This is a genomic window from Roseicella frigidaeris, assembly GCF_003258945.1.
In the GTDB taxonomy this organism is placed as follows: Bacteria; Pseudomonadota; Alphaproteobacteria; order Acetobacterales; family Acetobacteraceae; genus Paracraurococcus; species Paracraurococcus frigidaeris.
The window spans coordinates 395,008-418,898 of record NZ_QLIX01000001.1 but is presented as its reverse complement, the minus strand read 5'-3'; the positions used below and the strand labels follow the sequence as shown (position 1 = coordinate 418,898).

The 23,891-nt window shown below is 73.0% G+C and carries 22 protein-coding genes; 9 read left to right on the top strand and 13 right to left on the bottom strand.

Going from position 1 to position 23,891, the window contains the following annotated elements:
• The first annotated feature begins 20 nt into the window (after window positions 1-20).
• Together cysW and DOO78_RS01915 are read left to right on the top strand one after the other, a co-directional pair.
• Window positions 21-872, top strand: coding sequence for a sulfate ABC transporter permease subunit CysW (gene cysW / locus DOO78_RS01920; protein ID WP_111468025.1), 852 nt, complete (start codon window positions 21-23; stop codon window positions 870-872).
• Window positions 869-1,966, top strand: a complete 1,098-nt coding sequence (locus DOO78_RS01915; protein WP_111468024.1) for a sulfate/molybdate ABC transporter ATP-binding protein — start codon at window positions 869-871, stop codon at window positions 1,964-1,966. Before cysW ends, DOO78_RS01915 begins: the two co-directional genes overlap by 4 nt.
• A 247-nt stretch (window positions 1,967-2,213) precedes the next feature.
• On the opposite strand, the gene DOO78_RS01910 is transcribed toward DOO78_RS01915, so the two are convergent.
• From DOO78_RS01910 to DOO78_RS27310, 11 genes are all read right to left on the bottom strand, one after another.
• Window positions 2,214-3,383, bottom strand: a complete 1,170-nt coding sequence (locus tag DOO78_RS01910) for an acyl-CoA dehydrogenase family protein (RefSeq protein WP_111468023.1) — start codon at window positions 3,381-3,383, stop codon at window positions 2,214-2,216.
• A gap of 1 nt (window position 3,384) precedes the next feature.
• Window positions 3,385-4,161: an enoyl-CoA hydratase/isomerase family protein gene (locus DOO78_RS01905; RefSeq protein ID WP_111468022.1), complete on the bottom strand. Its 777-nt coding sequence runs from the start codon at window positions 4,159-4,161 to the stop codon at window positions 3,385-3,387.
• A complete protein-coding gene (locus tag DOO78_RS01900) occupies window positions 4,158-5,231 on the bottom strand; it encodes an acyl-CoA dehydrogenase (RefSeq protein ID WP_111468021.1) in 1,074 nt (357 codons plus the stop codon). Before DOO78_RS01900 ends, DOO78_RS01905 begins: the two co-directional genes overlap by 4 nt.
• A 64-nt stretch (window positions 5,232-5,295) precedes the next feature.
• Window positions 5,296-5,931: a 3-oxoacid CoA-transferase subunit B gene (locus tag DOO78_RS01895; RefSeq protein WP_111468020.1), complete on the bottom strand. Its 636-nt coding sequence runs from the start codon at window positions 5,929-5,931 to the stop codon at window positions 5,296-5,298.
• 39 nt (window positions 5,932-5,970) lie between these two features.
• On the bottom strand, window positions 5,971-6,666 hold the full coding sequence (locus DOO78_RS01890) for a 3-oxoacid CoA-transferase subunit A (RefSeq protein WP_111468019.1): 696 nt from the start codon (window positions 6,664-6,666) through the stop codon (window positions 5,971-5,973).
• A 72-nt stretch (window positions 6,667-6,738) separates the two neighbouring features.
• Entirely contained in the window at window positions 6,739-7,572 is an 834-nt protein-coding gene (locus tag DOO78_RS01885; protein WP_111468018.1) for an isocitrate lyase/PEP mutase family protein, read from the bottom strand.
• Window positions 7,569-8,144 carry a 3'-5' exonuclease gene (locus DOO78_RS01880; protein WP_165838671.1) on the bottom strand — a complete coding sequence of 192 codons (576 nt, stop codon included), beginning with the start codon at window positions 8,142-8,144 and terminating at the stop codon, window positions 7,569-7,571. Before DOO78_RS01880 ends, DOO78_RS01885 begins: the two co-directional genes overlap by 4 nt.
• A gap of 279 nt (window positions 8,145-8,423) precedes the next feature.
• Window positions 8,424-9,281 carry a MaoC family dehydratase gene (locus DOO78_RS01875; protein WP_111468016.1) on the bottom strand — a complete coding sequence of 286 codons (858 nt, stop codon included), beginning with the start codon at window positions 9,279-9,281 and terminating at the stop codon, window positions 8,424-8,426.
• A 1-nt stretch (window position 9,282) separates the two neighbouring features.
• Window positions 9,283-11,412, bottom strand: coding sequence for an acetate--CoA ligase family protein (locus DOO78_RS01870; RefSeq protein WP_111468015.1), 2,130 nt, complete (start codon window positions 11,410-11,412; stop codon window positions 9,283-9,285).
• 356 nt (window positions 11,413-11,768) lie between these two features.
• A complete protein-coding gene (locus tag DOO78_RS01865; protein ID WP_111468014.1) occupies window positions 11,769-12,035 on the bottom strand; it encodes a hypothetical protein in 267 nt (88 codons plus the stop codon).
• Window positions 12,036-12,387: 352 nt separating this feature from the next.
• Window positions 12,388-13,827: a lytic transglycosylase domain-containing protein gene (locus DOO78_RS27310; protein WP_111468013.1), complete on the bottom strand. Its 1,440-nt coding sequence runs from the start codon at window positions 13,825-13,827 to the stop codon at window positions 12,388-12,390.
• 359 nt (window positions 13,828-14,186) lie between these two features.
• On the opposite strand from DOO78_RS27310, the gene DOO78_RS01855 reads away from it, so the two are divergent.
• Window positions 14,187-15,038, top strand: coding sequence for an ABC transporter permease (locus DOO78_RS01855; RefSeq protein WP_111468012.1), 852 nt, complete (start codon window positions 14,187-14,189; stop codon window positions 15,036-15,038).
• A 271-nt stretch (window positions 15,039-15,309) separates the two neighbouring features.
• Window positions 15,310-16,041: an ABC transporter ATP-binding protein gene (locus tag DOO78_RS01850; RefSeq protein ID WP_111468011.1), complete on the top strand. Its 732-nt coding sequence runs from the start codon at window positions 15,310-15,312 to the stop codon at window positions 16,039-16,041.
• Window positions 16,042-16,084: 43 nt separating this feature from the next.
• On the opposite strand, the gene bla is transcribed toward DOO78_RS01850, so the two are convergent.
• A complete protein-coding gene (gene bla / locus DOO78_RS01845) occupies window positions 16,085-16,954 on the bottom strand; it encodes a class A beta-lactamase (protein ID WP_111468010.1) in 870 nt (289 codons plus the stop codon).
• Entirely contained in the window at window positions 16,951-18,234 is a 1,284-nt protein-coding gene (purD, locus tag DOO78_RS01840) for a phosphoribosylamine--glycine ligase (protein WP_111468009.1), read from the bottom strand. Before purD ends, bla begins: the two co-directional genes overlap by 4 nt.
• A gap of 110 nt (window positions 18,235-18,344) precedes the next feature.
• Between purD and xseA the strand changes: the two genes are divergently transcribed.
• The 5 genes from xseA (at window position 18,345) to DOO78_RS01815 (ending at window position 23,676) form a co-directional block, all read left to right on the top strand.
• On the top strand, window positions 18,345-19,826 hold the full coding sequence (gene xseA, locus DOO78_RS01835) for an exodeoxyribonuclease VII large subunit (protein WP_111468008.1): 1,482 nt from the start codon (window positions 18,345-18,347) through the stop codon (window positions 19,824-19,826).
• Between the two features lie 38 nt (window positions 19,827-19,864).
• A complete protein-coding gene (locus DOO78_RS01830) occupies window positions 19,865-20,674 on the top strand; it encodes a M23 family metallopeptidase (RefSeq protein WP_243634301.1) in 810 nt (269 codons plus the stop codon).
• A 154-nt stretch (window positions 20,675-20,828) separates the two neighbouring features.
• The gene (locus DOO78_RS01825) at window positions 20,829-21,581 is read left to right on the top strand and encodes an SDR family NAD(P)-dependent oxidoreductase (protein WP_111468006.1); all 753 of its coding nucleotides are present in this window, start codon (window positions 20,829-20,831) and stop codon (window positions 21,579-21,581) included.
• A gap of 163 nt (window positions 21,582-21,744) precedes the next feature.
• Window positions 21,745-23,007 carry a papain-like cysteine protease family protein gene (locus DOO78_RS01820; protein ID WP_111468005.1) on the top strand — a complete coding sequence of 421 codons (1,263 nt, stop codon included), beginning with the start codon at window positions 21,745-21,747 and terminating at the stop codon, window positions 23,005-23,007.
• Between the two features lie 45 nt (window positions 23,008-23,052).
• The gene (locus DOO78_RS01815) at window positions 23,053-23,676 is read left to right on the top strand and encodes a hypothetical protein (protein ID WP_111468004.1); all 624 of its coding nucleotides are present in this window, start codon (window positions 23,053-23,055) and stop codon (window positions 23,674-23,676) included.
• The last annotated feature ends 215 nt before the right edge of the window (window positions 23,677-23,891 follow it).

The window sequence follows — 23,891 nt, the reverse complement described above, 5'->3', positions numbered from 1 at the left end:
CCGGGCATGAGGGGTTGGGCATGAGCGAGCGGCCCGGCATCGCCGATCCCGCCTGGGTCCGCGCCCTCCTGGCCGGCGCGGCGCTGCTGGTCGGGCTGCTGCTGCTGGCTCTGCCGCTCGCCGTGGTCTTCGCCGAGGCGCTGCGGCGCGGCTGGGGCGTGGCGACGGCGGCGCTGGCCGATCCCGACACGCTCTCCGCCATCCGCCTCACCCTGCTGGTCGCCGCCATCACCGTGCCGGTGAACCTGGTCGGCGGGCTCGCCGCCGCCTGGTGCATCGCCAAGCACGACTTCCCGGGGCGGCGGCTGCTGACGACCCTGATCGAGCTGCCCTTCTCCGTCTCGCCGGTGATCTCCGGCCTGGTCTTCGTGCTGCTCTTCGGCCTGCAGGGCTGGTTCGGCCCCTGGCTGCAGGCGCGGGACATCCAGATCGTCTTCGCCCTGCCAGGCCTGGTGCTGGCGACCCTCTTCGTCACCTTCCCCTTCGTCGCCCGCACCGTGCTGCCGCTGATGCAGGAGCAGGGGCGGACGGAGGAGGAGGCGGCGGCGACGCTCGGCGCCTCCGGCTGGCAGGTCTTCCGCCGGGTGACGCTGCCGAACGTGCAATGGGCGCTGCTCTCCGGCGTGCTGCTCTGCAATGCCCGGGCGATGGGCGAGTTCGGCGCGGTTTCGGTCGTCTCCGGCCATATCCGCGGCCAGACGAACACCGTGCCGCTGCATGTCGAGATCCTGTACAACGAGTACCAGTTCGCCGGGGCCTTCGCCGTCGCCGCCTTGCTGGCGCTGCTCGGCCTGGCGACGCTCGCGGCCAAGACGGCACTGGAGCGCCTGACCGGCCGCCGCCTGGGAGAGGGTACGGGAGACGCGGCATGACGGTCACCGTCACCGGCCTGGTTCGCCGCTTCGGCGCCGCCACGGCGCTCGATGGCGTCTCGTTCGCCCTGGCGGAGGGCGAGTTCGCCGCCCTGCTCGGCCCGTCCGGCTCGGGCAAGAGCACCCTGCTGCGCATCCTGGCCGGGCTCGAGGGCAGCGAGGCCGGCGAGGTGCGGATCGCCGGCCGCAGCATGGCGGGGGTGCCGGCGCGCGCGCGCAACATCGGCGTGGTGTTCCAGAACTACGCGCTGTTCCGCCACATGACGATCTTCGAGAACGTCGCCTTCGGCCTGCGCGTCCGCCCCCGCGCCGCCCGGCCGGACCGGGCGGAGACGGCGCGGCGGGTGCGGGAGCTGCTGCAGCTCGTGCAGATCCCGGAGCTGGAGCGGCGCTACCCCGACCAGGTCTCGGGCGGCCAGCGGCAGCGCGTGGCGCTGGCCCGGGCGCTGGCGATCGAGCCGCACCTGCTGCTGCTCGACGAGCCCTTCGGCGCGCTGGATGCGCTGGTGCGCCGCGATGTCCGGCGCTGGCTGCGCGGGCTGCACGACCGGCTCGGCCTCACCACCCTCCTCGTCACCCATGACCAGGAGGAGGCGATGGAGCTGGCCGACCGGGTGGCGGTGATGGAGCGCGGCCGGGTGGTGCAGTTCGATCCGCCCGCCGCCTTGCTGGCGGCGCCGGCGACGCCCTTCGTCGCCGGCTTCATCGGCCATGCGGCGCGGCTGGAGGGGGAGGTGCGCGCGGGCGTGCTGCGCTTCGGCAGCCTGCCGCTGCCGCCGCTGCGGGCGGCGCTGCCGGATGGCCCGGCCACCGCCTTCCTCCGCCCCGGCGCGGTGGTGGCGGAGGCGCTGGCCGAGGCGCCGGGCGGGGCGCCGCCGGCGGCGATCGAGCTGCTGCGGGTGACGGCCGAGGGCGAGAGGCGGGCCGTGCTGACGCTGGGCGGCGTGACGCTGGAGGCGCGGCTCGCCCCGGGCAGCGAGGCGCGGGCGGCGCGCGGCGCGCCCTGCCGGCTGCACATCGCCGGCGCCCAGGTCTTCGGCGCCGGCGGCGGCCGGGCCGAGGCGCGGCCGCTGCGGGCCGCGCCGGTTCTCTAGAGCAGATCCTGTCCGGATGACCTCATCCGGACAGGTGAAGATGCTCGTAAAGACAAATACCTAGAGCATTGCAGGTGAACGGAAGTTCGCAGGACATACTCTAGGGCGCTTCCCGTGAACACCGGTTCACAGGAAGCGCCCTGGGCTCCTGTTTTCGGAGCATCTTCACCCGTTCGAGTGTTTCCACTCGAACGGGATCTGCTCCAGACCACGATCCGCTCACCCGGGTTCGCGGACCATGGCCCGGTCAGCCCGGCAGTTCGAGGACGTTCTTGCTCAGGATGTTCCGCTGGATCTCGTTGGAGCCGCCATAGATCGTCGCCGGCCGCGCCTGGATGTAGAGGCCGCCGATATTGAGGTCGCGGTTGCCGTCCAGCGGCTCCAGCAGCCCGGCATTCTCGCCGGCGATCTCCAGCATGGTGTCGGTGATCTTCTGGAACAGCTCGGTCTGGATGATCTTCAGCATGGAGACATCCGGGCCGAGGGACTGGCCGCGCTTCAGCCGGTCCACGAAGGTGCCGTAGAGCGCCTTCAGATCCTCGAATTCCAGCCGCAGCCGCGCATACTGGTCCTGGAAGCCGGCCTCCTCCCAGACGCCCATGCGCTCGGCCAGGATCTTCAGCCGCGACAGCGCATAGCCCGATTGCCGCGGCGAGCCGAGGAAGATCCGCTCGAAGCCGAGCAGCGCCTTGGCCATGTCCCAGCCCTTGTTGAGCTGGCCGACCAGGTTCTCCTTCGGCACGCGGACATTGTCGAAGAAGGTCTCGCAGAACTCGTCATGCATCTCGAGGTTGATGATCGGCCGCACGGTGATGCCGGGCGTGTTCATGTCCACGAGGAGGAAGGAGATGCCCTCCTGCTTCTTCGCAGTCTTGTCGGTGCGGACCAGCAGGAAGATCCAGTTGGCGTCCATCGCCAGGGTGGTCCAGATCTTCTGGCCGTTGACCACGTAGTGGTCGCCGTCCAGCACCGCCTCGGTGCGCAGCGCCGCGAGGTCGGAGCCGGCATTCGGCTCGGAATAGCCCTGGCACCAGATATGCTCGCCGGTCAGGATCTTCGGCAGGAAGCGCTGCTTCTGCGCCTCGGTGCCGTATTTGATCACCAGCGGGCCCAGCATGACGATGCCGTGGTCGTTGGTGCGGGCGACGCCGTGGCGCTCGTATTCCTCGGTCAGGATGATCTGCTTCGAGGGCGAGAGGCCGAGGCCGCCATATTCCTTCGGCCAGCCGGGGCAGAGCCAGCCCTTCTCGGCCAGCGTCATGTACCAGGCCTTGTTCTCGGCCCAGTGCAGGCGCTTCGGCGGGTTGCGCAGCGCCTCGGGGTAGTTGGCGTGCAGGAAGGCGCGGACCACCTGGCGGAAATGCTCGTCCTCCAGCCCGTCGAGCTCGGCGGGCGGCGGGATGCGGATGGCGTCCATCTCAGGCTCCCTTGAATTGCGGTGCGCGCTTGCCGAGGAAGGCGGCGCGGCCTTCCTTGAAATCCTCGGTCAGGAACAGGGTGGACTGGAAATGCCGCTCCTGCTCCAGCGCCCGGTCCAGCCCCTCGCCCAGCATCTGCTTGGTCAGCGCCATCGGCGCCGGCGCCTGCTCGGCGAGGAAGCGCGCCTTCTCCAGCGCCGTCGCCAGCGCATGGCCCTTCGGCACCACCGCATCGACGATGCCGATGCGCTCCGCCTCCGGCGCCGTCATCTGGCCGTGGTAGAACAGGATCTGCCGCGCCCGCCCCTGGCCGACGCGCAGCGGCAGGGTATGCGGCAGGCCGAGATCGGCCATCAGCCCGATCTTGCCGAAGCCCGCGGCGAAGCGCGCATCCTCGGCCGCCACCACGGTATCCGAGGCGCAGGCGAGCGACAGGCCGGCGCCGACGCAATACCCCTCCACCGCCGCCACTACCGGCAGGCTGCCGAGCACCATCAGGCGGATGAGCTGGTGCGAGAGCCGCATGCGCTCCCGCCCCGCCAGCGCGCTCTCCACATCCATGCCGGAGATGTCGCCGCCCGAGCAGAAATGCCCGCCGGCGCCGGTGACGACCACGGCGCGGATCGCCGCATCCGACTGCGCCCGCTCCAGCGCCGAGATCATGGCGGTGCGGATCGGCATGGCGAGGGCGTTGCGCCGCGCCGGCTGGTCGATGGTGAGGATGAGGACGGCGCCGTCCCGCTCCTCGATCAGCCGCAGGGCCGAGGGCGCGCTCATGCCTCGACCTCCGGGCTCACCGCCATGAAGCGGCGGCGATGCAGGGCGGCGCTGCCGAACTGGTTGGCCAGCACCATCGCCTTCCGCAGGAACAGGCCGACATCGTAGTCGTCGGTGTAGCCGATGCCGCCATGCAGCTGGATGCTCTGGCGCGTCACCAGCAGGCTGGCCTCCGCCGCCCGCGCCTTGGCGCGGGAGACGGCGGCGCGGCGGGCATCGCCGCGGACCCCGGCATCGAGCGCCGCGGCCGCCGCCTCGATGCTGGCGCGGGTCAGCGCCACCTGCATCTTCAGGTCGGCGGCGCGGTGCTGCAGCGCCTGGAAGGTGCCGATGATGCGGCCGAATTGCTGCCGGGTGCGGAGGTAGTCGAGCGTCATGGCGAAGGCCCGCTCCATGCCGCCGAGCAGATAGGCGGCGGTCACCAGCGCCGCTTCGTCCAGCGCCTCCGTCAGCGCCGGGCCGATATCCGTGGCGAGCGGCGTGCCGAGGTCGCGCGGCGGCGTGATGGTGCCGAGGAAGCCGCCATCCTGGGTCGGCGCGGTCTCCAGCCGCACCGCCGAGGCCGGCACCTCGTGCAGGGCGAGGCGGTCGCCGATCCGCGCCGGCAGCAGGAAGCCGGTGGCGCCCCCCGCCATGGGCAGGAAGAGCCGCGTCGCCTCCGGCGTGCCCGGCGCCTCCAGCGTATCGGCCCGCTCCTGCCAGGCGGTCAGCAGCAGCGCCTCGCCGGAGAGCAGCTTCGCCAGCGCGCCCTTGCCGCCGGCGGCGGCGAGAAGCTGCGCCGAGAGCGCCGCCTGGATCAGCGGCTCCGGCGCCAGGCCGCGGCCCAGCTCCTCGGCGAGCGCGCACATCTCGCCGAGGCCGAGCCCGGCGCCGCCCAGCGCCTCCGGCACCCGCAGCCCGATCCAGCCCATCTCGCCCATCTGGCGCAGCATGGCCGGGTCGAAGCCGGGTTCCTGGAAGCGCAGCGCCCGGATCCGCTTCAGGTCGCCATCGGGCGGAACCACGGCCGCGGCGCTGTCGCGGATCATGCGGATGGATTCGGCGCGGTCATCCGCTTCGGCGGCGCTCATGGAGACTCTCCCAGACTGCGGGCTCCCGGAATGCGGGGCTCCCGGCCCCCCGGGATGCGGGGGTTCAGTTGGCGTGGATCGCCGCGCCGCTCTTGGCGCGCAGCTCGTCCAGCGTCACGCCGGGCGCGAGATCGACCAGCATGAAGCCCTTCTCGGGCAGCACGTCGATCACCGCGAGGTTGGTGTAGACGCGGCGGACGCAGGCGAGGCCGGTCAGCGGGTAGCCGCAGCGCTCGACCAGCTTCGGCCGCCCGTCCTTGGTGGTGTGCTCCATCACCACCCAGAGCCGCTTGGCGCCGGCCGCGAGGTCCATGGCGCCGCCGACCGCCGGGGCGGTGTCGTTCTCGCTCGTCGCCCAATTCGCCAGGTCGCCATTCTCCGCCACCTCGAAGGCGCCGAGGACGCAGAGATCGATATGGCCGCCACGGATCATGGCGAAGCTGTCGGCATGGCCGACGAAGCTCGCGCCCTTCGCCAGGGTGACGAGCTGCTTGCCGGCATTGATCAGCCAGGGATCCTCATGGCCCTTCGCCGGCGCCGGCCCCATGCCGATGACGCCGTTCTCGGACTGGAAGATCACCTCCTTGCCCTGCACGTGGTTCGCCACCAGGGTCGGGATGCCGATGCCGAGATTGACGCACCATCCTTCCGGCACGTCGGTGGCGAGGCGGGCGGCCATCTGGTCGCGGGTGAAGGGCATGGGCTTCCTCTCCTCCTCTGCTCGCTCAACTCGGCCCGGTCAGGCCTGCTCGGGCGTCACCCAGTCGCCGCCGCGATCCACCTGGACCACGCGGTTCACATAGACGCCCGGCGTCATGATCATGTGCGGATGCAACGCGCCGAGCTCGCGGATGTGCTGCACCTGGGCGACGGTCAGCGTCGCCGCCATGGCCATCACCGGGTTGAAATTCGCGCCCGAGCCCCGGTAGACGAGGTTGCCCCAGCGATCCGCTTCCCAGGCCTCGATCAGCGCGACATCGCCGGGCAGGGCGCGCTCCATGACATAGCGCTTGCCGTCGAACTCGCGCACCTCCTTGCCCCGCTCCAGCAGCGTGCCCGCCGCGGTCGCGGTGTAGAAGGCCGGGATGCCGGCGCCGGCGGCGCGGATGCGCTCGGCCAGCGTGCCCTGCGGCGTGATCTCGAGCTCGATCCGGCCCTCGCGGTAGAGGGTCTCGAACACCACCGGGTCGGAGGAGCGGGGGAAGGAGCAGATGATCTTGCGGACCCGGCCCAGCTCCATCAGCCGTGCCACGCCGATGCGGCCGACGCCGGCATTGTTCAGCACGGCGACGAGGTCCTTCGCGCCCTGCTCGATCAGCCCTTCGATCAGCACGTCCGGCTGCCCGACGCTGCCGAAGCCGCCGATCAGGACCGTCGATCCATCCTTCACGCCGGCCAGCGCCTCGGCCACCGACTGCACGATCTTGTTGATCATCCAACCCCTCCCGGACCGGGGGATCAGGTAGACCGGGGCGCCCCCGGGGTCCAGCCCCCCGCGCGCCGCGCCTCAGCCGGGTGGGCGCATCGGGCCGTTCACCGCCGCATGCGGCGGGATGGCGGCCAGGCGCGGCAGCTCGCCCGCGACCAGGGCCCGGCCCATCTCCAGCGCCGCGCCATAGGCCGCCCGCGCCAGCGCCCCGCCGACGCTCACCCGCCGCACCCCGGCCGCGGCCAGCTCGCCCATCGGCAGCAGCCCGGCGCGCGGGCCGAGCAGCACGTTCACCGGCTTCGGCGCGACGGCCAAGACGACGCGGCGAATGGCCTCGAGATCGGGCAGCGCCGGCGCGTAGAGACAATCCGCCCCCGCCTCGGCGAAGGCGGTGAGGCGGCGGATCGTGTCCTCCAGATCCGGGCGGCCGTGCAGGAAATTCTCCGTCCGCGCCGTCAGCACGAAGGGCCGGCCGAGGCCGCGCGCCGCGGCGACGGCCGCCCGCACCCGCGCCAGCGCCGCCTCGAAGCCATGGATCGGCGCCGCCGGGTCGCGCGTCGTGTCCTCGATGGTGCAGCCGGCGAGCCCGGCCTCGGCCGCCGCCCGCACGGTGGCGGCGCAATCGTCGGGCGCGGGGCCGAAGCCGTCCTCGAGATCGGCCGAGACCGGCAGGCTGGTCTCGGCGAGGATCGCCGCGGCATTGGCGATCGCCTCGGCGCGGCTGAGGGCGCCGTCCTGCCGGCCGAGCGTCCAGGCGGCGCCGGCCGAGGTGCTGGCCAGCGCCACCGGGCCGAGCCCGGCGAGCAGCCGGGCGCTGCCGGCATCCCAGGCATTGGGCAGGGCGAAGCAGCCCGACTGGTGCAGCGCGACGAAGCGCTCGGCGCGGGCGGCGGCATCGGCGGGGGCGGTCATGCGGCGATCTCCTCCGACAGGCCCTCCGCGGGGCCGTTGGTGATGCCATGCAGGCGCATCGGCACCGGCGGCAACCCGTGCAGCGTCCGCAGCAATTGCGCCGCCAGCCAGGCATCCTCGAGCGCGCCGTGCAGGGCGCCCTCGCGCGCCAGGCCGCAGGCGGCGGCGGCCTGGGCGAGGCCGGCGCGCTGGCCGGGACGCGCCCGGCGCCAAAGCGCCAGGGTGCAATGCGCCTCGGCCCAAGGCAGGGGCCGGTCGAGCCGGGCGAATTCGCCGCCCAGCATGCGCCGGTCGAAGGGCAGGTTGTGCGCCGCCGCGGCGCAGCCGGCGAAGAAGCCGGCGATCTCCTCGGCATGCGCGGCGAAGGGCGGGTGCCGCGCCAGGAAGGCGTCCGACATGCCATGCACGCGGATGGCGCCCCAATGGCAGCGGATGCCGGGGGCGAAGGCGAGATGCAGCGTCGCCTCCGGCTCCAGCGCCGCGTCCAGCCGCACGGCGCCGAGCGAGACCACGCGGTCGCCCGCCCCGGCCCCGGTGGTCTCGGTATCGAAGACGACGACCGGCCCACCCATCCACATGCGCTTGTCCTTGTCCGAAGCCGCCGTCAGCTCCGACGCCCGGTGATGCTGTCGCCGCCCGTTGCCCTGGCGCGGGCTTCGCCGCGACAGGCCGTGACGCGCCTCAGCCCCCGAAGGGACTTCACCGGGGCATCATACCAACGGCATGACCGCCATGGTCCTGCCGAGCGCCCGAAGCGGCGCCGCCGCCAATGCGGCGAAGCCAAGTTTGCGGAGCAAACCGCCCGGCGTCCGCGGGGGCCGTTGATGGGTCGCCATCAACGGCCAGCGGCGTCATGCGTAGCGGAACAGCCCGTTGCTGACCACCACCTTGTCGCGCTCGACGACGCGGGCGCGGAAGGCGGCGCCGCCCTCCTCCTTCCAGATCTCGGTGCGGATCGTCTCGCCCGGGAAGACCGGCGAGGAGAAGCGGAGATCCATCCGCCCGAAGCGCGCCGTGTCGTAGTCGCAGAGGCTGCGCAGCAGGCCATGGCAGACGGTGCCGAAGGTGCAGAGCCCGTGCAGGATCGGCTGCGGGAAGCCGGCCTGCTTCGCCACGGCCGGGTCGATATGCAGCGGGTTCAGGTCGGCGTTCAGCCGGTAGACCAGCGCCTGTTCCGGCCGCGTCGCCAGATCGAGCGTGACATCCGGCGCCCGCTCCGGCTCGGGATGCGGCTTCTTCACCGGGCCGCTCGGCCCGCCGAAGCCGCCATTGCCGCGCATGAAGCTGGTGGAGGTGCTGGTCGCCAGCACCTCGCCGGTCTTCGCATCGACGATCTCGCGCTCGGAATACATCAGCGCGCCCTTGCCCTCGCCGCGATCGACCAGGCCGGTGATGCGCGAGCGGCCGATCACCTCGCCCTCGGTCGGCAGCGGCTTGTGCAGGATCAGCCCCTGCTCGCCATGCAGGATCTGCTGCCAGACGATGCCGGTATCCGGGTTGCGCGACCAGAAGCCGGGCGAGGCGAGCACCACCGGCATGGAGGGCATCACCTTCAGCCGCGGCTCGTAGAGGAAGTCGAGCTGCTTCTCGTCCATCGGGTCCTGGCCGAGCCCGATGGAGAAATTGTACAGCGCCACATCCTGCCAGCGCAGCACCTGCCGCACCTCCGGGATCGGGTAATTCAGCAGCATCTCGTAGACGATGGCCATCTCAGTGGCTCCCCCCTTCCAACTCGATGACGGCATCGGCGGCGTAGCAGCCCTCGCCCGCCGGCAGCACCAGCATCGGATTGACGTCGATGCCGGCGAGGCGCGGCCCGGCCGCCGCGGCGAAGGCGGAGAGCGCCGAGAGCGCCTTGGCCAGCGCCGGCAGATCCGCCTTCGGCCGCCCGCGCGCGCCGTCCAGCAGCGGGAAGCCCTTCAGCGAGCGGATCATCCGCTCCGCCTCCGCCGTGTCGAAGGGGCAGCGGCGGAAGGAGACGTCCTTCAGCACCTCGATGAAGATGCCGCCCAGGCCGACCATCGCCACCGGGCCGAAGACCGGGTCGCGGAACATGCCGAGCGCCATCTCCACCGCGCCCTTGATCTGCTTGGCGACCAGCACGCCCTCGATCCGCGCCGTCGGGGCGTGCTGCCGGGCGCGCTCCAGCAGCGTGGCGAAGCCCTGCCGCACCGCGCCGGCATCGCCGACATCGAGCAGCACGCCGCCGATCTCGCTCTTGTGCAGGATGTCGGGCGAGAGGATCTTGAGCACCACCGGATAGCCGAAGCGCTCCGCCGCGGCGACCGCCGCCTCGGCCTCCGGGCAGGCCGCCTCCGGCACCGCCGGCACGCCCGCCGTGGCGAGCAGCGCCTTGGCCGCCGCCTCGGAGGGCGTGGTCTCGGGCAGCGTCACCTGCGGCAGCGGCACGGCGGGGCGCGTCTCCCCGGCGGCGGCGAAGGCGGCGCCGTAATGCCCCATGGCGGCGATGGCGTTCACCGCCCGCGAGGGGTCCTCGAAGCAGACCCAGCCATCCGCCTCGTAGTCGCGCACCTTGTCGGGCGCGAGCATGGACATCACCCAGAGCCGGTCCGGATGCGCCGCCCGCACCGCCTGCATCTGCTGCCGCAGGCTGGGGCCGACGCTGCGCCCGGCCGCGGTCTGCGACCAGAAGGAGAGGATGGAGGTGTAGCCGCCATCCGTCGCCACGCTCTCGGCGAACTGGCCGATCAGCGGCAGGTTGTTGGTCACCTGCGCGGTGCAGTCCACCGGGTTGCGCGGGGCGCAGAAGGGCACCAAGCCGCGCAGCCGCTCCTGCGCCGCCTCCGGCATCGGCGGCATCTCGAGCCCCACCTGCTCGGCGGCATCCGAGATCAGCACGCCGGCGCCGCCCGAGACGGTGAGCACGCCGAGCGTGTTGCGCGCCGGGTAGATGCGCTTCGCCGCGACATAGGCGATGTCGAGCATCTCCTCCGTCGTCCGCGCCCGCACCACGCCGAACTCGTCGAGCACCGCCTGGGTGACGGTGTCGTCGCCGGCGATGGAAGCGGTGTGCGACTTGGCCGCAGCGCCGCCGAGCTGACTGCGGCCGACCTTCATCATCACGATCGGCTTGCGGTTGCGCCGCGCCAGCTCCAGCGCCGCGATGAAGCGCTCGCTCTCGCGGATCCCCTCGGCATAGGCGCAGATCACGTCCACCTCGGGCGCCTGCGCCATCCAGCCGAGCGCGTCGCCGAGCGCGACCTCGGCCTCGTTGCCGGTGGTGATGCAGACCTGCATGCCGAGGCCGCGGTCGAGCGCCGCCGAGAAGACATGCGTGCCATAGGCGCCGGATTGCGAGACGACGCCGATCCGCCCGGGGATCGGCCAGCCCTTCTCGAAGCTCGCGGTGAAGGTGCCGTAGAAGCGGATGCTGTCGTTGAAGACGCCGAGGCAATTGGGGCCGAGCAGGCGGATGCCGTGGGAGCGGGCGACGGCGGTCAGCCGCTCCTGCGCCGCGGCGCCGGCCTCGTCCATCTCGGCGAAGCCGGCGGAGAAGACGATGACGGCGCGACAGCCCTTGCGGCCGAGCGAATCGAGGGTGGCGATGGCGTGCTCGGCCGGCACGGCGATGATGGCGACGTCCGGCGCGGCCGGCAGCGCCTCGACCGAGGCGAAGGCCGGCAGGCCCTGCACGGTCTGCCGCTTCGGGTTCACCGGCCAGAGTTCACCGGCGAAGCCGCGCTCCTTCATGTAGGCGATGGGGCGGCCGCCGATCCGCGCCGGCTCGTCGGAGGCGCCGATCACGGCGACGGAGCGGGGCCGCACCAGCGCATCGAGGGATGCGAAACCGGCACTGGCCGGCGCGGCAACGGCAGTCATGGACGTCTCCCATTAGCTTGCTATCGGTCCCGCACCCTGAGGGAGAGGCGGCGCGACAGCAAGGGGGAAGGGCCGCCGGGCCCGGCCAGGCGGCGACGCCCGATCGGGTGACGCGAGGCAGGCCGGGGCAAGGCCCGGCCCGCCATGGGCCATGGGCTGCCCGGACGGCGCGGCGGATCACGCGCCAGGGCGGGCGCCGGGCCGCCGCGGCCGCGTCGCGTGCCCAGGCGCCTGGACCATGCTTTGCCCCCACGGGGTCACGGGCCCTGGTCCAGGCCATTCTTCAATCGCGGGCGTCACGCGTCTCGGTGCGTCCGCCACAAGCGATCACGCGGCGGCCCCGTCCGCGATCGGCCCTACTCCTCCTCCTCGTCGTCATCGTCATCGTCATCGTCGAGGTCCTCGTCCTCATCCTCGTCGAGGTCGTCCGCCTCCTCATCCCCGTCGAAGGCGTCGTCCTCGTCGAACTCGTCCTCCTCCTCGTCCAGATCGTCGTCCTCGTCGAACTCGTCCTCCTCCTCGTCATCCTCGCCCTCGCCGCCCGCGATGAGGGGCGGATACGGGCGGCGGACCGGGACGAGGCCCGGCGCGGCAAGGCCGGGCTCGGGGGTGGGGTCGGACATGCATGCTCCTCCGATCCAATCAAGGCACGCGCTGCGGCGTCGCGCCGTCCGACCGGAACGGCGCTCCACCCTCGGGGCCACCAGGGCCGGCCCGATCCGCGACCGACCCGTCATCCGGCCGGGGCAGGCAGCGGATTGGCGTGGCATGGTTCTTCCGCCATCCGCAAGCGTGCCGGCGGGACAGTCCTGCCGGGACCATCCTCCGGCGCCGGTTGCGGCTGGGGGACAACGCCCGAAGGCGCGACTCGGCACGGGCGGGCCTGCGCCCCGCCGGCAATTGCGATGCAGGATCGTAGGGGCGCCGGGGCGGGCGCGGCACGGCCGGCGGCCAGGGGGCCGCCGGCGGCGCGTCTCAGCCCTGCGAGTCGGGCGAGATGACCATGCAGCCGCCCTTGCGGCGCAGCCGGTCGCAGGCGGCCTGCGCGGCCGATTGCGACAGGCCGGTCACCCGGGCGCGATAGAGCATCGCCTTGCCGGCACCGACCGGCTGGACCATCGGGCGGCCACCGGCGGCATCCTTCGCCGCCGCCGCCGCGCCGCGCGCCTGGGCCTGGTTGGCGAAGGCGCCGACCTGCACCGCCCAGCCACCGCCGGTGGCCAGGGCAGGAGCAGGGGCAGGGGCGCGGCCGAGCACCGGCCGGGCCGCGTTCGGCATGGTGGCCGCCTGCGCCGTGCCCATCAGGCCGAAGCCGGCGGCCGGAGCGGCGGGCGCCGGCCGGGCCGGCGGCGCGGTCAGCGCGGCAACCTGGGTGCGGGCGGGCGCCGGGCGGGCGGCCAGGGCAGCCGGCCGCGGCGCGGCGGCAACCGGCGCCTCGGGCGCGGCGCGGCGCGGCGCGGGCTCGGGCACCGGCTCCGGCGGGTTGGGGATCGGCTCCATCCGCACCACCTCGCCCTGGCTGGCGGGCGCGGCGGAACGGTAGGTGCTGCCATAGGTGCTGCCGTCCGGGATCGGCTCCATGCGCACCACCTCGCCCTGGCCGGCGCGGTAGGTGCTGCCATCCGGGATGGGATCCATGCGCACCACCGGGCCCAGCGAGGCGACCTGGACCGGCCGCTCGGTGCTGCCATCCGGGATCGGCTCCATGCGCACCACCGGGCCGGGCGGCAGCTGCGCCACCTGGATGCCGGGCTGCTGCGCGTTCCGCTGCTCCCTGAGGGCGAGCATGGTGCCGGCATCCATGCGGCGCGGCCCGGCCGGGATGCTGAGTGGGATCTCGCCCGCGAGCTGGATCTCCGGCGCCACCTGGCGCTGCGGATGGTGGCCGATGATGTTCGGGCCGATGCGGCGGACGTAGTTGCGCGTCTCGGCCGGCAGGCCGCGGCTGTTCCAGAGATAGTCCTCGAGCCGCCGCGGGCCGGCATTGTAGGCGGCGAGGAAGGCCGGCGTGCCGTAAAGGTCGTACATCTCCCGGATGTAGGCCGCCCCCGCCATGATGCTGTCATAGGGGTGGTAGGGATCGTCGCCGAGGCCGTAGCGCGCCGCCACCTCGCGGTAGGTGCCGGGCATGACCTGCATCAGCCCCATGGCGCCGACCGGGCTGGTGGCGCCGACCCGGCCGCCGGATTCCTGGCGCATGACCTCGCGGATCCAGCGCTCCGGCACGTCGAAGCGGCGCGCGGCGTCGCGGATCCAGGGCCCCCAGGGATCGCCGGGCGGGCCCGGCGGATCGTAGCTGCTCGGGCGGTTGTAGTGGCCATACACCGCGGCGGCATGCTTGCCGCCCGATGTCTGGGTCGATTGGCCGCAGGCGGCCAGCAATGCGAGGACCGACAAGGCGATGACCGGGCGCATCAGGCGGGCGCCTGGCGCCCTCGCTGTCCGGCCAGCCTCGATCGTCGTCCGCTTCCCCTGGGGCATCCCCTTGGCTCCGTCGGGTTTTGGACCACCGGGTTCCGAAGCCTGCCCCCCCGAGACGCGCACCGTCCCCACGATGCGCGACTCCAGGCTTGCCCCGAAGACCAGGCGGACGGCATGCGTCCGTAAGACTGTCAGCCCTACACGTTTATGGGCGCGTTCGGCAAGACCGAGTCTTCATCGCAATACTTTGCATGCGTCATTTCTTGCCTGTGTCCTGATGGCGACGCGGAGGTCCTGGGGCCAGCCGCGCATCGCGCTGGAAGCCATGGCCGGACCGGTCTATAGGCCGGCCCATGCTGGATGCGACCCTGCCGCGGCCCGACCAGGGCCAGCTCTATATCTGCGACGCGGCACGGCCGCGCCGCCGCGCGGCGGCGCTCGAGGATCTGGCGACCGGCCTCAGGCGCTGGCGGCTGCCCGCCGCCCTGGCCCGGCTCGACATCCGCAACCGCTACCGCGGCTCGGTGCTCGGCCCCTTCTGGCTGACGCTCTCGACCGCCGTCATGGTGGTCGGGCTCGGCATCCTCTACTCCTCGCTCTTCAAGCTCGAGGTGCGGAACTACCTGCCCTTCGTCGCCGTCAGCCTGATCGTCTGGGGCATGATCAACCAGACGGTCACGGATGCCTGCACCAGCCTGACCAGCGCCGAGGGGATCATCCGCCAGCTCCCCCTGCCCTTCACGGTGCATGTGCTGCGCTCGGTCTTCCGCAACGCGCTGATCACCGCCCACAGCCTGCCGCTGGTCTTCCTCGTCTTCCTCGCCACCGGCACCCTGCCGGGCCGGGAGGTGCTGCTGCTCTTCCCCGGCCTGCTGCTCGTCGTGGTGAACGCCTTCTTCGTCTCGCTGCTGCTCGGCATGGTCTGCGCCCGCTTCCGCGACATCGCGCCGATCGTCAACAGCTTCATGCAGCTCGCCTTCTACATGTCGCCGGTGCTCTGGAAGCCGGAGCTGCTGGGGGACACCGCCCGCTGGCTGCCGCTCAACCCCTTCTACACGGTGATGGAGACCGTCCGCGGACCGCTGGTCGAGGGCGGGGTCACGCCCCTGGTCTGGCTCTCGGCGGTGCTCTACACGCTGCTCGTCGCCGCCGTGGCCCTCGCCTTCTTCGTCCGCTTCCGCGGCCGCATCGCCTTCTGGGTCTAGAGCAGATCCTGTCCGGATGACCTCATCCGGACAGGTGAAGATGCTCGTAAAAACAACCACCTAGAGCATTTCAGGTGAACGGAAGTTCGCAGGACATGCTCTAGGGCGTGACCGCCTGGGGTGGACGCACCGAAGGCGCGACTCACGCGACACAACAACAGGCTGGCCCATGGTCCGCGAGCCCGTGTGAACGGATCGTGGTCTGGCCCGCCCCGGCCGGGGCGCCGATCCGGCGCACCGGCCCCGGGCGACGGAGCACGCAGGCCACCCCATGCCCCACATCCTCGCCGAGAGCCTGGCCATCGACTTCCCGCTCTACCACATGGGCGCCAGGTCGTTGAAGAAACGCATCCTCTCCAAGGCGCCGCTGCGGCTGCGGGAGGATGCGTCGCACCGCGTGGTCGTCTCCGCGCTCCGCGACCTCTCCTTCCGGATCGAGCGCGGCGAGCGGGTGGCGCTGATCGGCCATAACGGCGCCGGCAAGACGACGCTGCTGCGCACCCTCGCCGGCGTCTACGAGCCGGTCGCCGGGCGGCTCGAGGTGGCGGGGCTCATCGGCTCCCTCATCGACCCTTCGGCCGGCATGGACCAGGAATCGACCGGGCGGGAGAACATCGTGCTGCGCGGCCTGTTCCGCGGCCTGTCGGAGGCCGAGAGCACCGCCATGGCCGACGAGGTCGGCGCCTTCTCCGGCCTCGGCGAGTTCCTCGACGTGCCGGTCCGCACCTATTCGGCCGGCATGCAGGTGCGCCTCTCCTTCGCCATGGCGACGGTCATGGAGCCGGAGGTGCTGCTGATGGACGAGTGGTTCCTGGCCGGCGACGCCGCCTTCATGGCCAAGGCGCGGGAGAAGCTCACCCGCCTGGTCAACGACGCCGACATCCTGGTGCTGGCGACGCACGACATGGAGGTGGTCCGGGAATGGTGCACCCGGGCGATCCGCCTCGATGCCGGGCGCATCGTCGCCGACGGCCCGGTGGCCGAGGTGCTGGAGCCGGCCTGACCCCGCGCCGCGCCCTGCGCCGCCTGGCCGGCCGGCGGGCCGGTCAGCCGATCAGCTCCGCCGCCATGGCGCGGCCCACCGCGGCGAGGGTCGCGTTGCGCTGCTCCATCCCGGCCTCGGTCTCGGTCAGGAAGGCGGCGAAGAGCACCGGCGGCCGCCCCGGCGGCCAGACGATGCCGACATCGTTGGTCGTGCCCCGCTCGCCCGAGCCGGTCTTGTCGCCGAAGCGCCAGCCCGCCGGCAGGCCGGCCCGGATGCGGCTGTCGCCGGTGCGGCTGCCGAGCAGCCAGCCGGTGAGCCGCTCCCGTCCCGCGGCGGAGAGCGCATCGCCGAGCAGCAGCCGCCGCAGATCGGTCAGCATCGCCATCGGCGAGGTGGTGTCGCGCGGGTCGCCGGGCAGCGCCTCGTTCAATGCCGGCTCGATGCGGTCGAGCCGGGTCACCGCATCGCCGAGGCCGCGGGCGAAGCCGGTCAGCCCGGCCGGGCCGCCGATCGCCTCCAGCAGCAGGTTGCCGGCGGTGTTGTCGCTGTAGCCGATGGCCGCGGCCGCGAGCGCCGCGAGCGTCATCCCCTCGCCCTCCGCCTGCTGCTCGGTGATCGGGGAATAGGGCACCAGCGCCGCCCGCCCGAAGCGGACCCGCCGCTCCAGCCGCTCCTGCCCGGCATCGACGCGGGCGAGCACGGCGGCGGCGGCGAGCAGCTTGAAGGTGCTGCACATCGGGAAGCGCTCGGCCGGGCGATGCGCCGCGCCGCCGCCCGAGCCGGATTCGAGCATGACGAAGCCGAGCCGGCCGCCGCTCTCCCGCTCGATCCGCTGCAGCGCCGCCGGCAGCGGCTCGAAGCCGCGCGCCGCGGCGGGGCGCCCGGCGGCCAGCGCCAGGGTGCCGCCGAGCAGGGCCCGCCGGCCGGTCACCGCCCACCTCCTGGCAGGGCCCGATGGGCGATGTCGCGGCGGCAGAACCCTTCGGGCCAGTCGATGGCATCGACCGCCGCATAGGCGGCCTGCCGCGCCGCCGGCAGCGTCTCGCCGCGCGCCGCGATGCCGAGCACCCGGCCGCCCGTGGCCACCACCGCGCCATCCGCCCGCCGCGCCGTGCCGGCCTGGAAGACCTGCACCCCCGGCACCGCCGCGGCCCGCTCCAGGCCGCGGATCTCCGTGCCCTTGGCATAGGCGCCGGGATAGCCGCGCGCCGCCATGACGACGACGAGGCTCGGCCGCTCGTCCCAGCGCAGGTCGAAATCCCCGAGCTCGCCGTCGCAGGCGGCGAGCAGCGCCGCCAGCAGGTCGCTGCGCAGCCGCAGCATCAGCGCCTGGCATTCCGGGTCGCCGAAGCGGACGTTGAACTCGATGAGCTTCGGCCCCTGCCCGGTCAGCATCAGCCCGGCGAAGAGCACGCCGCGGAAGGGCGTGCCGCGGCGCGCCATCTCAGCGAGGGTCGGGCGGACGATCTCGGCCATCACCTGCGCCTGCAGCGCCGGGGTGAAGGCCGGCGGCGGCGAATAGGCGCCCATGCCGCCGGTGTTCGGCCCGGTATCGCCCTCGCCGACCCGCTTGTGGTCCTGCGCCGCGCCGAGGGGCAGCGCCGTCTCGCCGTCGCAGAGGGCGAAGAAGGAGACCTCCTCGCCGCGCAGGCATTCCTCGATGACGACGCTCGCCCCGGCGGCGCCGTGCACCCGGCTCTCCATGATCTCGGCGATGGCCGCCTCGGCCTCGGCCAGCGTCTCGGCCACCACCACGCCCTTGCCGGCGGCCAGGCCATCGGCCTTGACGACGATCGGCGCCCCCCGCTCGCGGAGGTGGCGGCGCGCCGCCGCCGGGTCCTCGAACCGGGCCCAGGCGGCGGTCGGCACGCCGGCCGCATCCGCCACCGCCTTGGTGAAGCTCTTGCTGCCCTCGAGCCGCGCCGCCGCCGCCGAGGGGCCGAAGCAGCGCAGCCCGGCCGCGGCGCAGGCATCCGCCAGCCCGAGGGTGAGCGGCGCCTCCGGCCCGGCGACGACCAGCTCCACCCCCTGCGCCCGGGCGAAATCGACCAGGGCCGGCACGTCCTCGGCGCCGATCGGCACGCACTCCGCGACCTCGGCGATGCCGGCATTGCCCGGCGCGCACCAGAGCTTCGTCAGCAGCGCCGAGCCCGAAAGCGCCCAGCACAGCGCATGTTCCCGCCCGCCGCCGCCGACCACGAGGACCTTCATGCCGCCATGCCTCCTGCCGCCCGTTCGGCGGCCGTGCCGCCTGCGGAACCGGGTGGGGATCGCCGCCCCACGGGCTCCCCGCGGGCGGCCCCCTAGCATATCCTGCGGCGATGGACACGACCGCGCCCCGCGCCGGCGCCGCCAAGGCCGCGCCGAACATCCCGGAATTCGCCGTCTCCGAGATCGCCGGCGCCATCCGCCGCACGCTGGAGGACGCCTTCGGCCGGGTGCGGGTGCGCGGCGAGATCACCGAGCTCAAGCGCTACCCCTCCGGCCACATCTACCTCTCGCTGAAGGACGAGAACGCCAAGATCGAGTCGGTGATCTGGAAGACCTTCGTGCCGCGGCTGGCGATCAAGCCGGAGAACGGCGTCGAGGTCATCGCCACCGGCAAGATCGGCACCTATGCCGACCGCTCGAAATACCAGCTCGTCATCGACCGGCTGGACTATGCCGGCGAGGGCGCGCTGCTCGCCCGCATCGAGATGCTGCGGCTGCGCCTGCTCGAGGAAGGGCTCTTCGCGCCGGAGCGCAAGCGGGCGCTGCCGGTGCTGCCCCGCGTCATCGGCGTCGTCACCTCCGAGCGCGGCGCCGTCATCCAGGACATCCGCACCACCATCGCCCGGCGCTTCCCGCGCCACCTGCTGCTCTGGCCCGTCCCCGTGCAGGGCCAGGGCGCGGCGGAGCAGATCGCCGCCGCCATCCGCGGCTTCGGCGCCATCGCGCCGGACGGGCCGGTGCCGCGGCCGGACGTGCTGATCGTCGCCCGCGGCGGCGGCAGCCTCGAGGACCTGATGGCCTTCAACGAGGAGGTCGTGGTCCGCGCCGCCGCCGAGAGCCCGATCCCGCTGATCAGCGCCGTCGGGCACGAGACGGACACGACCTTGATCGACTTCGCCGCCGACCGCCGCGCCCCGACGCCGACGGCGGCCGCCGAGATGGCCATCCCGGCCCGCGCCGACCTGCTGGCCGACCTCGCCCAGACCGAGGCGCGGCTGCTGCAATCCGGCCGCGCCCTGCTCGACCGCGCCCGCCGCCGGCTGATGCTGGCCGAGCGCGGCCTGCCCGACCTGCCGAACCTGCTCGGCGCCCTGCGGCAGCGGCTGGAGGATCGCGGCGAGCGGCTGGCCGTCGCCCTGCCGGCGCTGCTCGAGCGCAAGCGCGGGGCGCTGGCCCGGACCGCGCCGCGCCTGCCGCATCCGCGCGAGGGTATCGCCGCCCGCCGCGCCGCGCTGGGCCTGCTCGGCCAGCGCGCGGAGGGGGCGATGCGGCGCCAGCTCGCCCGCGGCACGACGGCACCGGCGCTCGCCCGCTTCTCGGCGACCCCGGTCGCGGCCCTGGCGCGGGAGAAGCGGGCCCGGCTGGAGGGGCTGGTGGCGCGGCTCGAGGGCGTCTCCTACCAGGCGGTGCTGGCGCGCGGCTTCGCCCTGGTCGCCGATGCCGAGGGCACGCCGCTGGCCAGCGCCGCCGCGGTGCCGCCCGGCGAGCGGCTGGTGCTAACCTTCGCCGATGGCCCGGTGCGGGCGACCGCCGAGGGGACGAAGCCCGCGCGCCGCAAGCGCGAGGATGGGGAGCAGGGGGCCTTGCTGTGAGGGACGCAGGCATGCCGAGGAGAGGCCGCCCGGGCGCCGTGGCGCCCCTTCCATCCCTGGGCCGGCGCGGGCTGCTCGCCCTGCCGCTGCTCGCTGCCCTCCCCGCCCGGGCCGCGGAGCTCGCCCAGGGCGGCCTGGTCACCGGCCGCGTCGCGCCGGGCACGCGCCTCGCCCTGGACGGCCGGGCGCTGCGGGTCGGGCCGGGCGGCGAATACGCCTTCGGCTTCGGCCGCGACCAGGGGCCGGAGGCGGTGCTGACGGTGACGCCGCCCGGCGGCCGGCCGGAGGCGCAGCGCATGGCGGTGGCGAAGCGCGACTGGCCGGTGCAATCCATCAGCGGCTTGCCGCCGAAGCAGGTGACGCCCGATGCCGCGGCGCTGCGGCGCATCGCCGCCGAGCGCGAGCGCCTGGCCGCGGCCCGCGCCCTCGACAGCGCCCGGACGGATTTCGCCGCCGGCTTCGTGCTGCCGACGCATGGCCGGGTGAGCGGCGTCTTCGGCAGCCAGCGCATCCTGAACGGCGAGCCGCGGCAGCCGCATTACGGCTTCGACATCGCCGCGCCGACCGGCACGCCGATCGTCGCGGCCTGCGGCGGCACGGTCGCGCTCGCCGCCGAGTTCTTCTTCTTCGGCCGGCTGATCGTGCTCGACCACGGGCATGGGGTGAACACGCTCTACGCGCATTGCTCGGCGATCGGGGTGCGGGAGGGGCAGCAGGTCGAGGCCGGGCAGCGGATCGGCGCGGTCGGCGCCACGGGCCGGGTCACCGGGCCGCATCTGCATTTCGGCCTGTCCTGGTTCGCCACCTGGCTGGACGCGCAGCCGGTGCTGCCGCCGGTCACGGGCTAGATCACTCCCCACGACGTCGCTCGCGGCGTTGCGGGGGGTCGATGAGTCGCGTCTGGCCCAAGGGGCGTCACAGCCTGTCGCGGCGAAGCCGCGGCAGGACAACGGGTGGCGGCGGCTTCGATGGGCACGGCCAGCCTTTGAGGGGGACACGAGCATGCCGGAGGAATTCGCGCGCTATCCGAGCCTGCGGGGCCGCGTGGTGCTCGTCACCGGCGGGGCGAGCGGCATCGGCGCCTGCATGGTCGAGCAATTCGCGGCGCAGGGGGCGCGCACCGCCTTCCTCGACATCGACACCATCAATGGCGAGCGGGTGGCGGCGGAGACCGGCGCGCTCTTCCTGCGCTGCGACCTGCGCGACATCCCGGCGCTGCGCCTGGCGGTGGCCGAGGTGGCGCGGTCTCTCGGCCCGATCGGCGTGCTGGTCAACAACGCCGCGCGCGACGACCGCCATGGCTGGGAGACGGTTGAGCCTGACGACTGGGACGAGCGCATGCACACCAACCTGCGCCACCAGTTCTTCTGCGCCCAGGCCGTCGCGCCGATGATGCAGGCGGCGCGGCAGGGCTCGATCCTCTTTTTCGGCAGCGTGTCCTGGATGAAGGCGCAGGGCGGCATGCCGGCCTACACCACGGCGAAATCGGCCGTGCACGGCCTGGCGCGTGGGCTGGCGCGGGATCTTGGGCCCTTCGGCATCCGCTGCAACGTCGTGGTGCCGGGCTGGGTCTTCACCGAGCGGCAGGAGCAGCTCTGGGCGACGCCGGAGGCGGTCGGGGCCACGCTCGAGCGGCAATGCCTGAAGGAGAAGCTCTATCCGCCGGACCTCGCGCGGATGGTGCTTTGGCTAGCGGCCGACGACAGCCGGATGGTGACGGCGCAAAGCTTCGTCGTCGATGGCGGCGCGATCTGATACCAACGGCTGCTGGCATGAGCGCGGCCGCGCGCGTCGCGCCGCACCGGCCGCCGCTGCGCTCCGCGCCTTGTGCCGGGCAACACATCATACGGCATGAATACCGGCCTAGCGTCCCCTCGGCGCGCCGGACAATGCGGTCCGGTGCTTCGAGGAAAGCACCATGCCCACGCGGGATCTCTATGTTGCAGTCTGGCAGAGGTCGGGAGGGGCGGCCTGGGCGGCGCGCCACGGCCTGACCTCCGAGGCCTACCAGACCACCTTCGACCAGATGACCCAGCAGGGCTTCCGGCCGAAGCTCGTCTCCGGCTATTCGCTGAATGGCAGGGATTTCTATGCGGCGCTGTGGGAGAAGACCTCTGGCCCGGCCTGGGCGGCGCGCCACGGCCTAACCTCCCAGGCCTACCAGGCGACCTTCGACCAGATGACGCAGCAGGGCTTCCGGCCAACCTGCGTCAGTGGCTACGAGCTCGGCGGCAGGGACCACTATGCCGCCATCTGGGAGAATTCCCCCGGCCCGGCCTGGGCGGCGCGGCACGGCCTCAACTCGGATGGCCACCAAGCCTTGTTCAGCCAGCAGCTCAGCCCACAGGGTTACCGGCCGGTCTGGATCGACTGCTACGCGGTGGGCGGGCAGGACCGCTACGCCTCGATCTGGGTAAAGGCAGCGGGTCCCGCCTGGGTGGCGCGGCACCGACTGAAGGAGGCCGAGTTCGACGCCGTCTCGACCGACCTCGCGGGCCAGGGCTACCACCTGCGATGCGCCCGTGCCTGCACGGTCGGCGGCCAGGATCTGTACGCCGCGCTGTGGGAGAAGCTGCCGGACGCAGTGCCGGTCGCGCACCACGCCATGACGTCGGAAGCCTACCAACTCCTGTTCGAGCAGCTGCCCGCCCAGGGCTACCGGCCGGCCTTCCTCGCCGGCTATGCCGGGGAGCAACCCGATTCCGCGGTGCTGCGCTTCACCATGCAGCGGCAGCAGCAGAGCAACTGGTGCTGGGCCGCGACCTCGACCAGCATCGCCCTCTTCTACGACCCGAATTCCGGCTGGACGCAGTGCGCCGTCGCCAACGGCCAGCTCGGCCGCAACGACTGCTGCGGCACGGGCGCCTCGACGGTCTGCAACGTCTATGGCTTCCTCGACGACGCGCTGCAGCGGACGGGGCATTTCGTCTCCATCGAGGGCGGCTCCGTCTCGGCCAACACGATCATGGAGCAGATGCTGCAGCGACGGCCGCTCGGCATCCGCGTCGCCTGGTCGGGGGGCGGCGCGCATTTCATCACCGCCACCGGGCGGCAGGGCGAGGACCTGGTCTTCGTCTCGGATTGCGGTTCCGGCTCCACCTCGATCGTGCCCTACGAAACCCTGCGGACACGCTACTCGGGCTCGGGCAGCTGGACCCACACCTACTACACCAAGCCCTGAGCCGCGGCGGTTCCCGCATTACCGAACACAGAGGAAACGCATCCCATGCCCCTCACCATCCCAGCTCCGCCGCCGGAATCCGTCGCTGCGGTGGATGCCGCCGTGCCGAGGATAGCCGCCAGCCCGGGCATCGCGGCGCAGGCGCCGGCTGTCGCGGCCGGCGCCGCCATCTTCATGAACCGGGCTCGCACCGCCGCCCCGCAGGGCGGCTTGGCCACGGTCTCGTCGCGCGTCTACACGCTCGGGCTCGACGCCATCGTGGGCGGCGCCGGCCTCTCCGCCGCCACGCTGGTCCACTGGACGCATCTGCTGCCCTCGGGCGGCGGCCGCGTGGTCGCCGCCGACGTCACCGCGGATACCGCGCGCTTCGACGGCATGACCGAGGGCCCGCAGCCGGATGGCGTGCGGCGGCTGATCGAAACCCTGCCGGCGGATCCAGCCGTGGCGGCCGGGAACTACGAGCTGGCCGTGCTGCGCGTGCCGGCGCTCTTCGTCACGGCTGTCTGGCTGCGGGGCCAGGGCGGCAGCGCCGACATCCTGGTGCCGGCGGACCCGACCGATCCGGCGCTGACGCCGGGCCGGCATTATTCGGCGGCGGATTTTCTCCAGGCGCTGGCGCCGGCGGCGCAGAGCAAGTTGGCGAACTCCGACCCGCGCAAGGGTGGCTAGAGCATTGTCCGCTCCCCCGCATTCGCGGCAAATGCTCCAGCGTGTTGTTTTCAGAGCATCTTCACCCGTCCGAGTGTTTCCACCCGGACGGGATCTGCTCTGGAACAAATCCCGACCAGGCGAAATCACCTGATCGGGCGACGATGCTCCGAGGCCCGCCCGCCTTCGTGTCGGCGTGCGACCACTTCGGACAACCGACGGCGGGACGCCCCATC

Bases quoted from the DNA above. Each gene is read 5' to 3' on its own strand.
- DOO78_RS01865 (WP_111468014.1), bottom strand. From the start codon at position 12,035: ATGTCCGACCCCACCCCCGAGCCCGGCCTTGCCGCGCCGGGCCTCGTC.
- cysW (WP_111468025.1), top strand. From the start codon at position 21: ATGAGCGAGCGGCCCGGCATCGCCGATCCCGCCTGGGTCCGCGCCCTC.
- DOO78_RS01895 (WP_111468020.1), bottom strand. From the start codon at position 5,931: ATGCCCTTCACCCGCGACCAGATGGCCGCCCGCCTCGCCACCGACGTG.
- DOO78_RS01905 (WP_111468022.1), bottom strand. From the start codon at position 4,161: ATGAGCGCGCCCTCGGCCCTGCGGCTGATCGAGGAGCGGGACGGCGCC.
- DOO78_RS01820 (WP_111468005.1), top strand. From the start codon at position 21,745: ATGCCCACGCGGGATCTCTATGTTGCAGTCTGGCAGAGGTCGGGAGGG.
- DOO78_RS01850 (WP_111468011.1), top strand. From the start codon at position 15,310: ATGCCCCACATCCTCGCCGAGAGCCTGGCCATCGACTTCCCGCTCTAC.
- DOO78_RS01910 (WP_111468023.1), bottom strand. From the start codon at position 3,383: ATGGACGCCATCCGCATCCCGCCGCCCGCCGAGCTCGACGGGCTGGAG.
- DOO78_RS01870 (WP_111468015.1), bottom strand. From the start codon at position 11,412: ATGACTGCCGTTGCCGCGCCGGCCAGTGCCGGTTTCGCATCCCTCGAT.
- DOO78_RS01875 (WP_111468016.1), bottom strand. From the start codon at position 9,281: ATGGCCATCGTCTACGAGATGCTGCTGAATTACCCGATCCCGGAGGTG.
- DOO78_RS27310 (WP_111468013.1), bottom strand. From the start codon at position 13,827: ATGCGCCCGGTCATCGCCTTGTCGGTCCTCGCATTGCTGGCCGCCTGC.
- DOO78_RS01855 (WP_111468012.1), top strand. From the start codon at position 14,187: ATGCTGGATGCGACCCTGCCGCGGCCCGACCAGGGCCAGCTCTATATC.
- DOO78_RS01815 (WP_111468004.1), top strand. From the start codon at position 23,053: ATGCCCCTCACCATCCCAGCTCCGCCGCCGGAATCCGTCGCTGCGGTG.
- DOO78_RS01825 (WP_111468006.1), top strand. From the start codon at position 20,829: ATGCCGGAGGAATTCGCGCGCTATCCGAGCCTGCGGGGCCGCGTGGTG.
- DOO78_RS01900 (WP_111468021.1), bottom strand. From the start codon at position 5,231: ATGAGCGCCGCCGAAGCGGATGACCGCGCCGAATCCATCCGCATGATC.
- xseA (WP_111468008.1), top strand. From the start codon at position 18,345: ATGGACACGACCGCGCCCCGCGCCGGCGCCGCCAAGGCCGCGCCGAAC.
- DOO78_RS01890 (WP_111468019.1), bottom strand. From the start codon at position 6,666: ATGATCAACAAGATCGTGCAGTCGGTGGCCGAGGCGCTGGCCGGCGTG.
- DOO78_RS01915 (WP_111468024.1), top strand. From the start codon at position 869: ATGACGGTCACCGTCACCGGCCTGGTTCGCCGCTTCGGCGCCGCCACG.
- purD (WP_111468009.1), bottom strand. From the start codon at position 18,234: ATGAAGGTCCTCGTGGTCGGCGGCGGCGGGCGGGAACATGCGCTGTGC.
- DOO78_RS01885 (WP_111468018.1), bottom strand. From the start codon at position 7,572: ATGACCGCCCCCGCCGATGCCGCCGCCCGCGCCGAGCGCTTCGTCGCG.
- DOO78_RS01880 (WP_165838671.1), bottom strand. From the start codon at position 8,144: ATGGGTGGGCCGGTCGTCGTCTTCGATACCGAGACCACCGGGGCCGGG.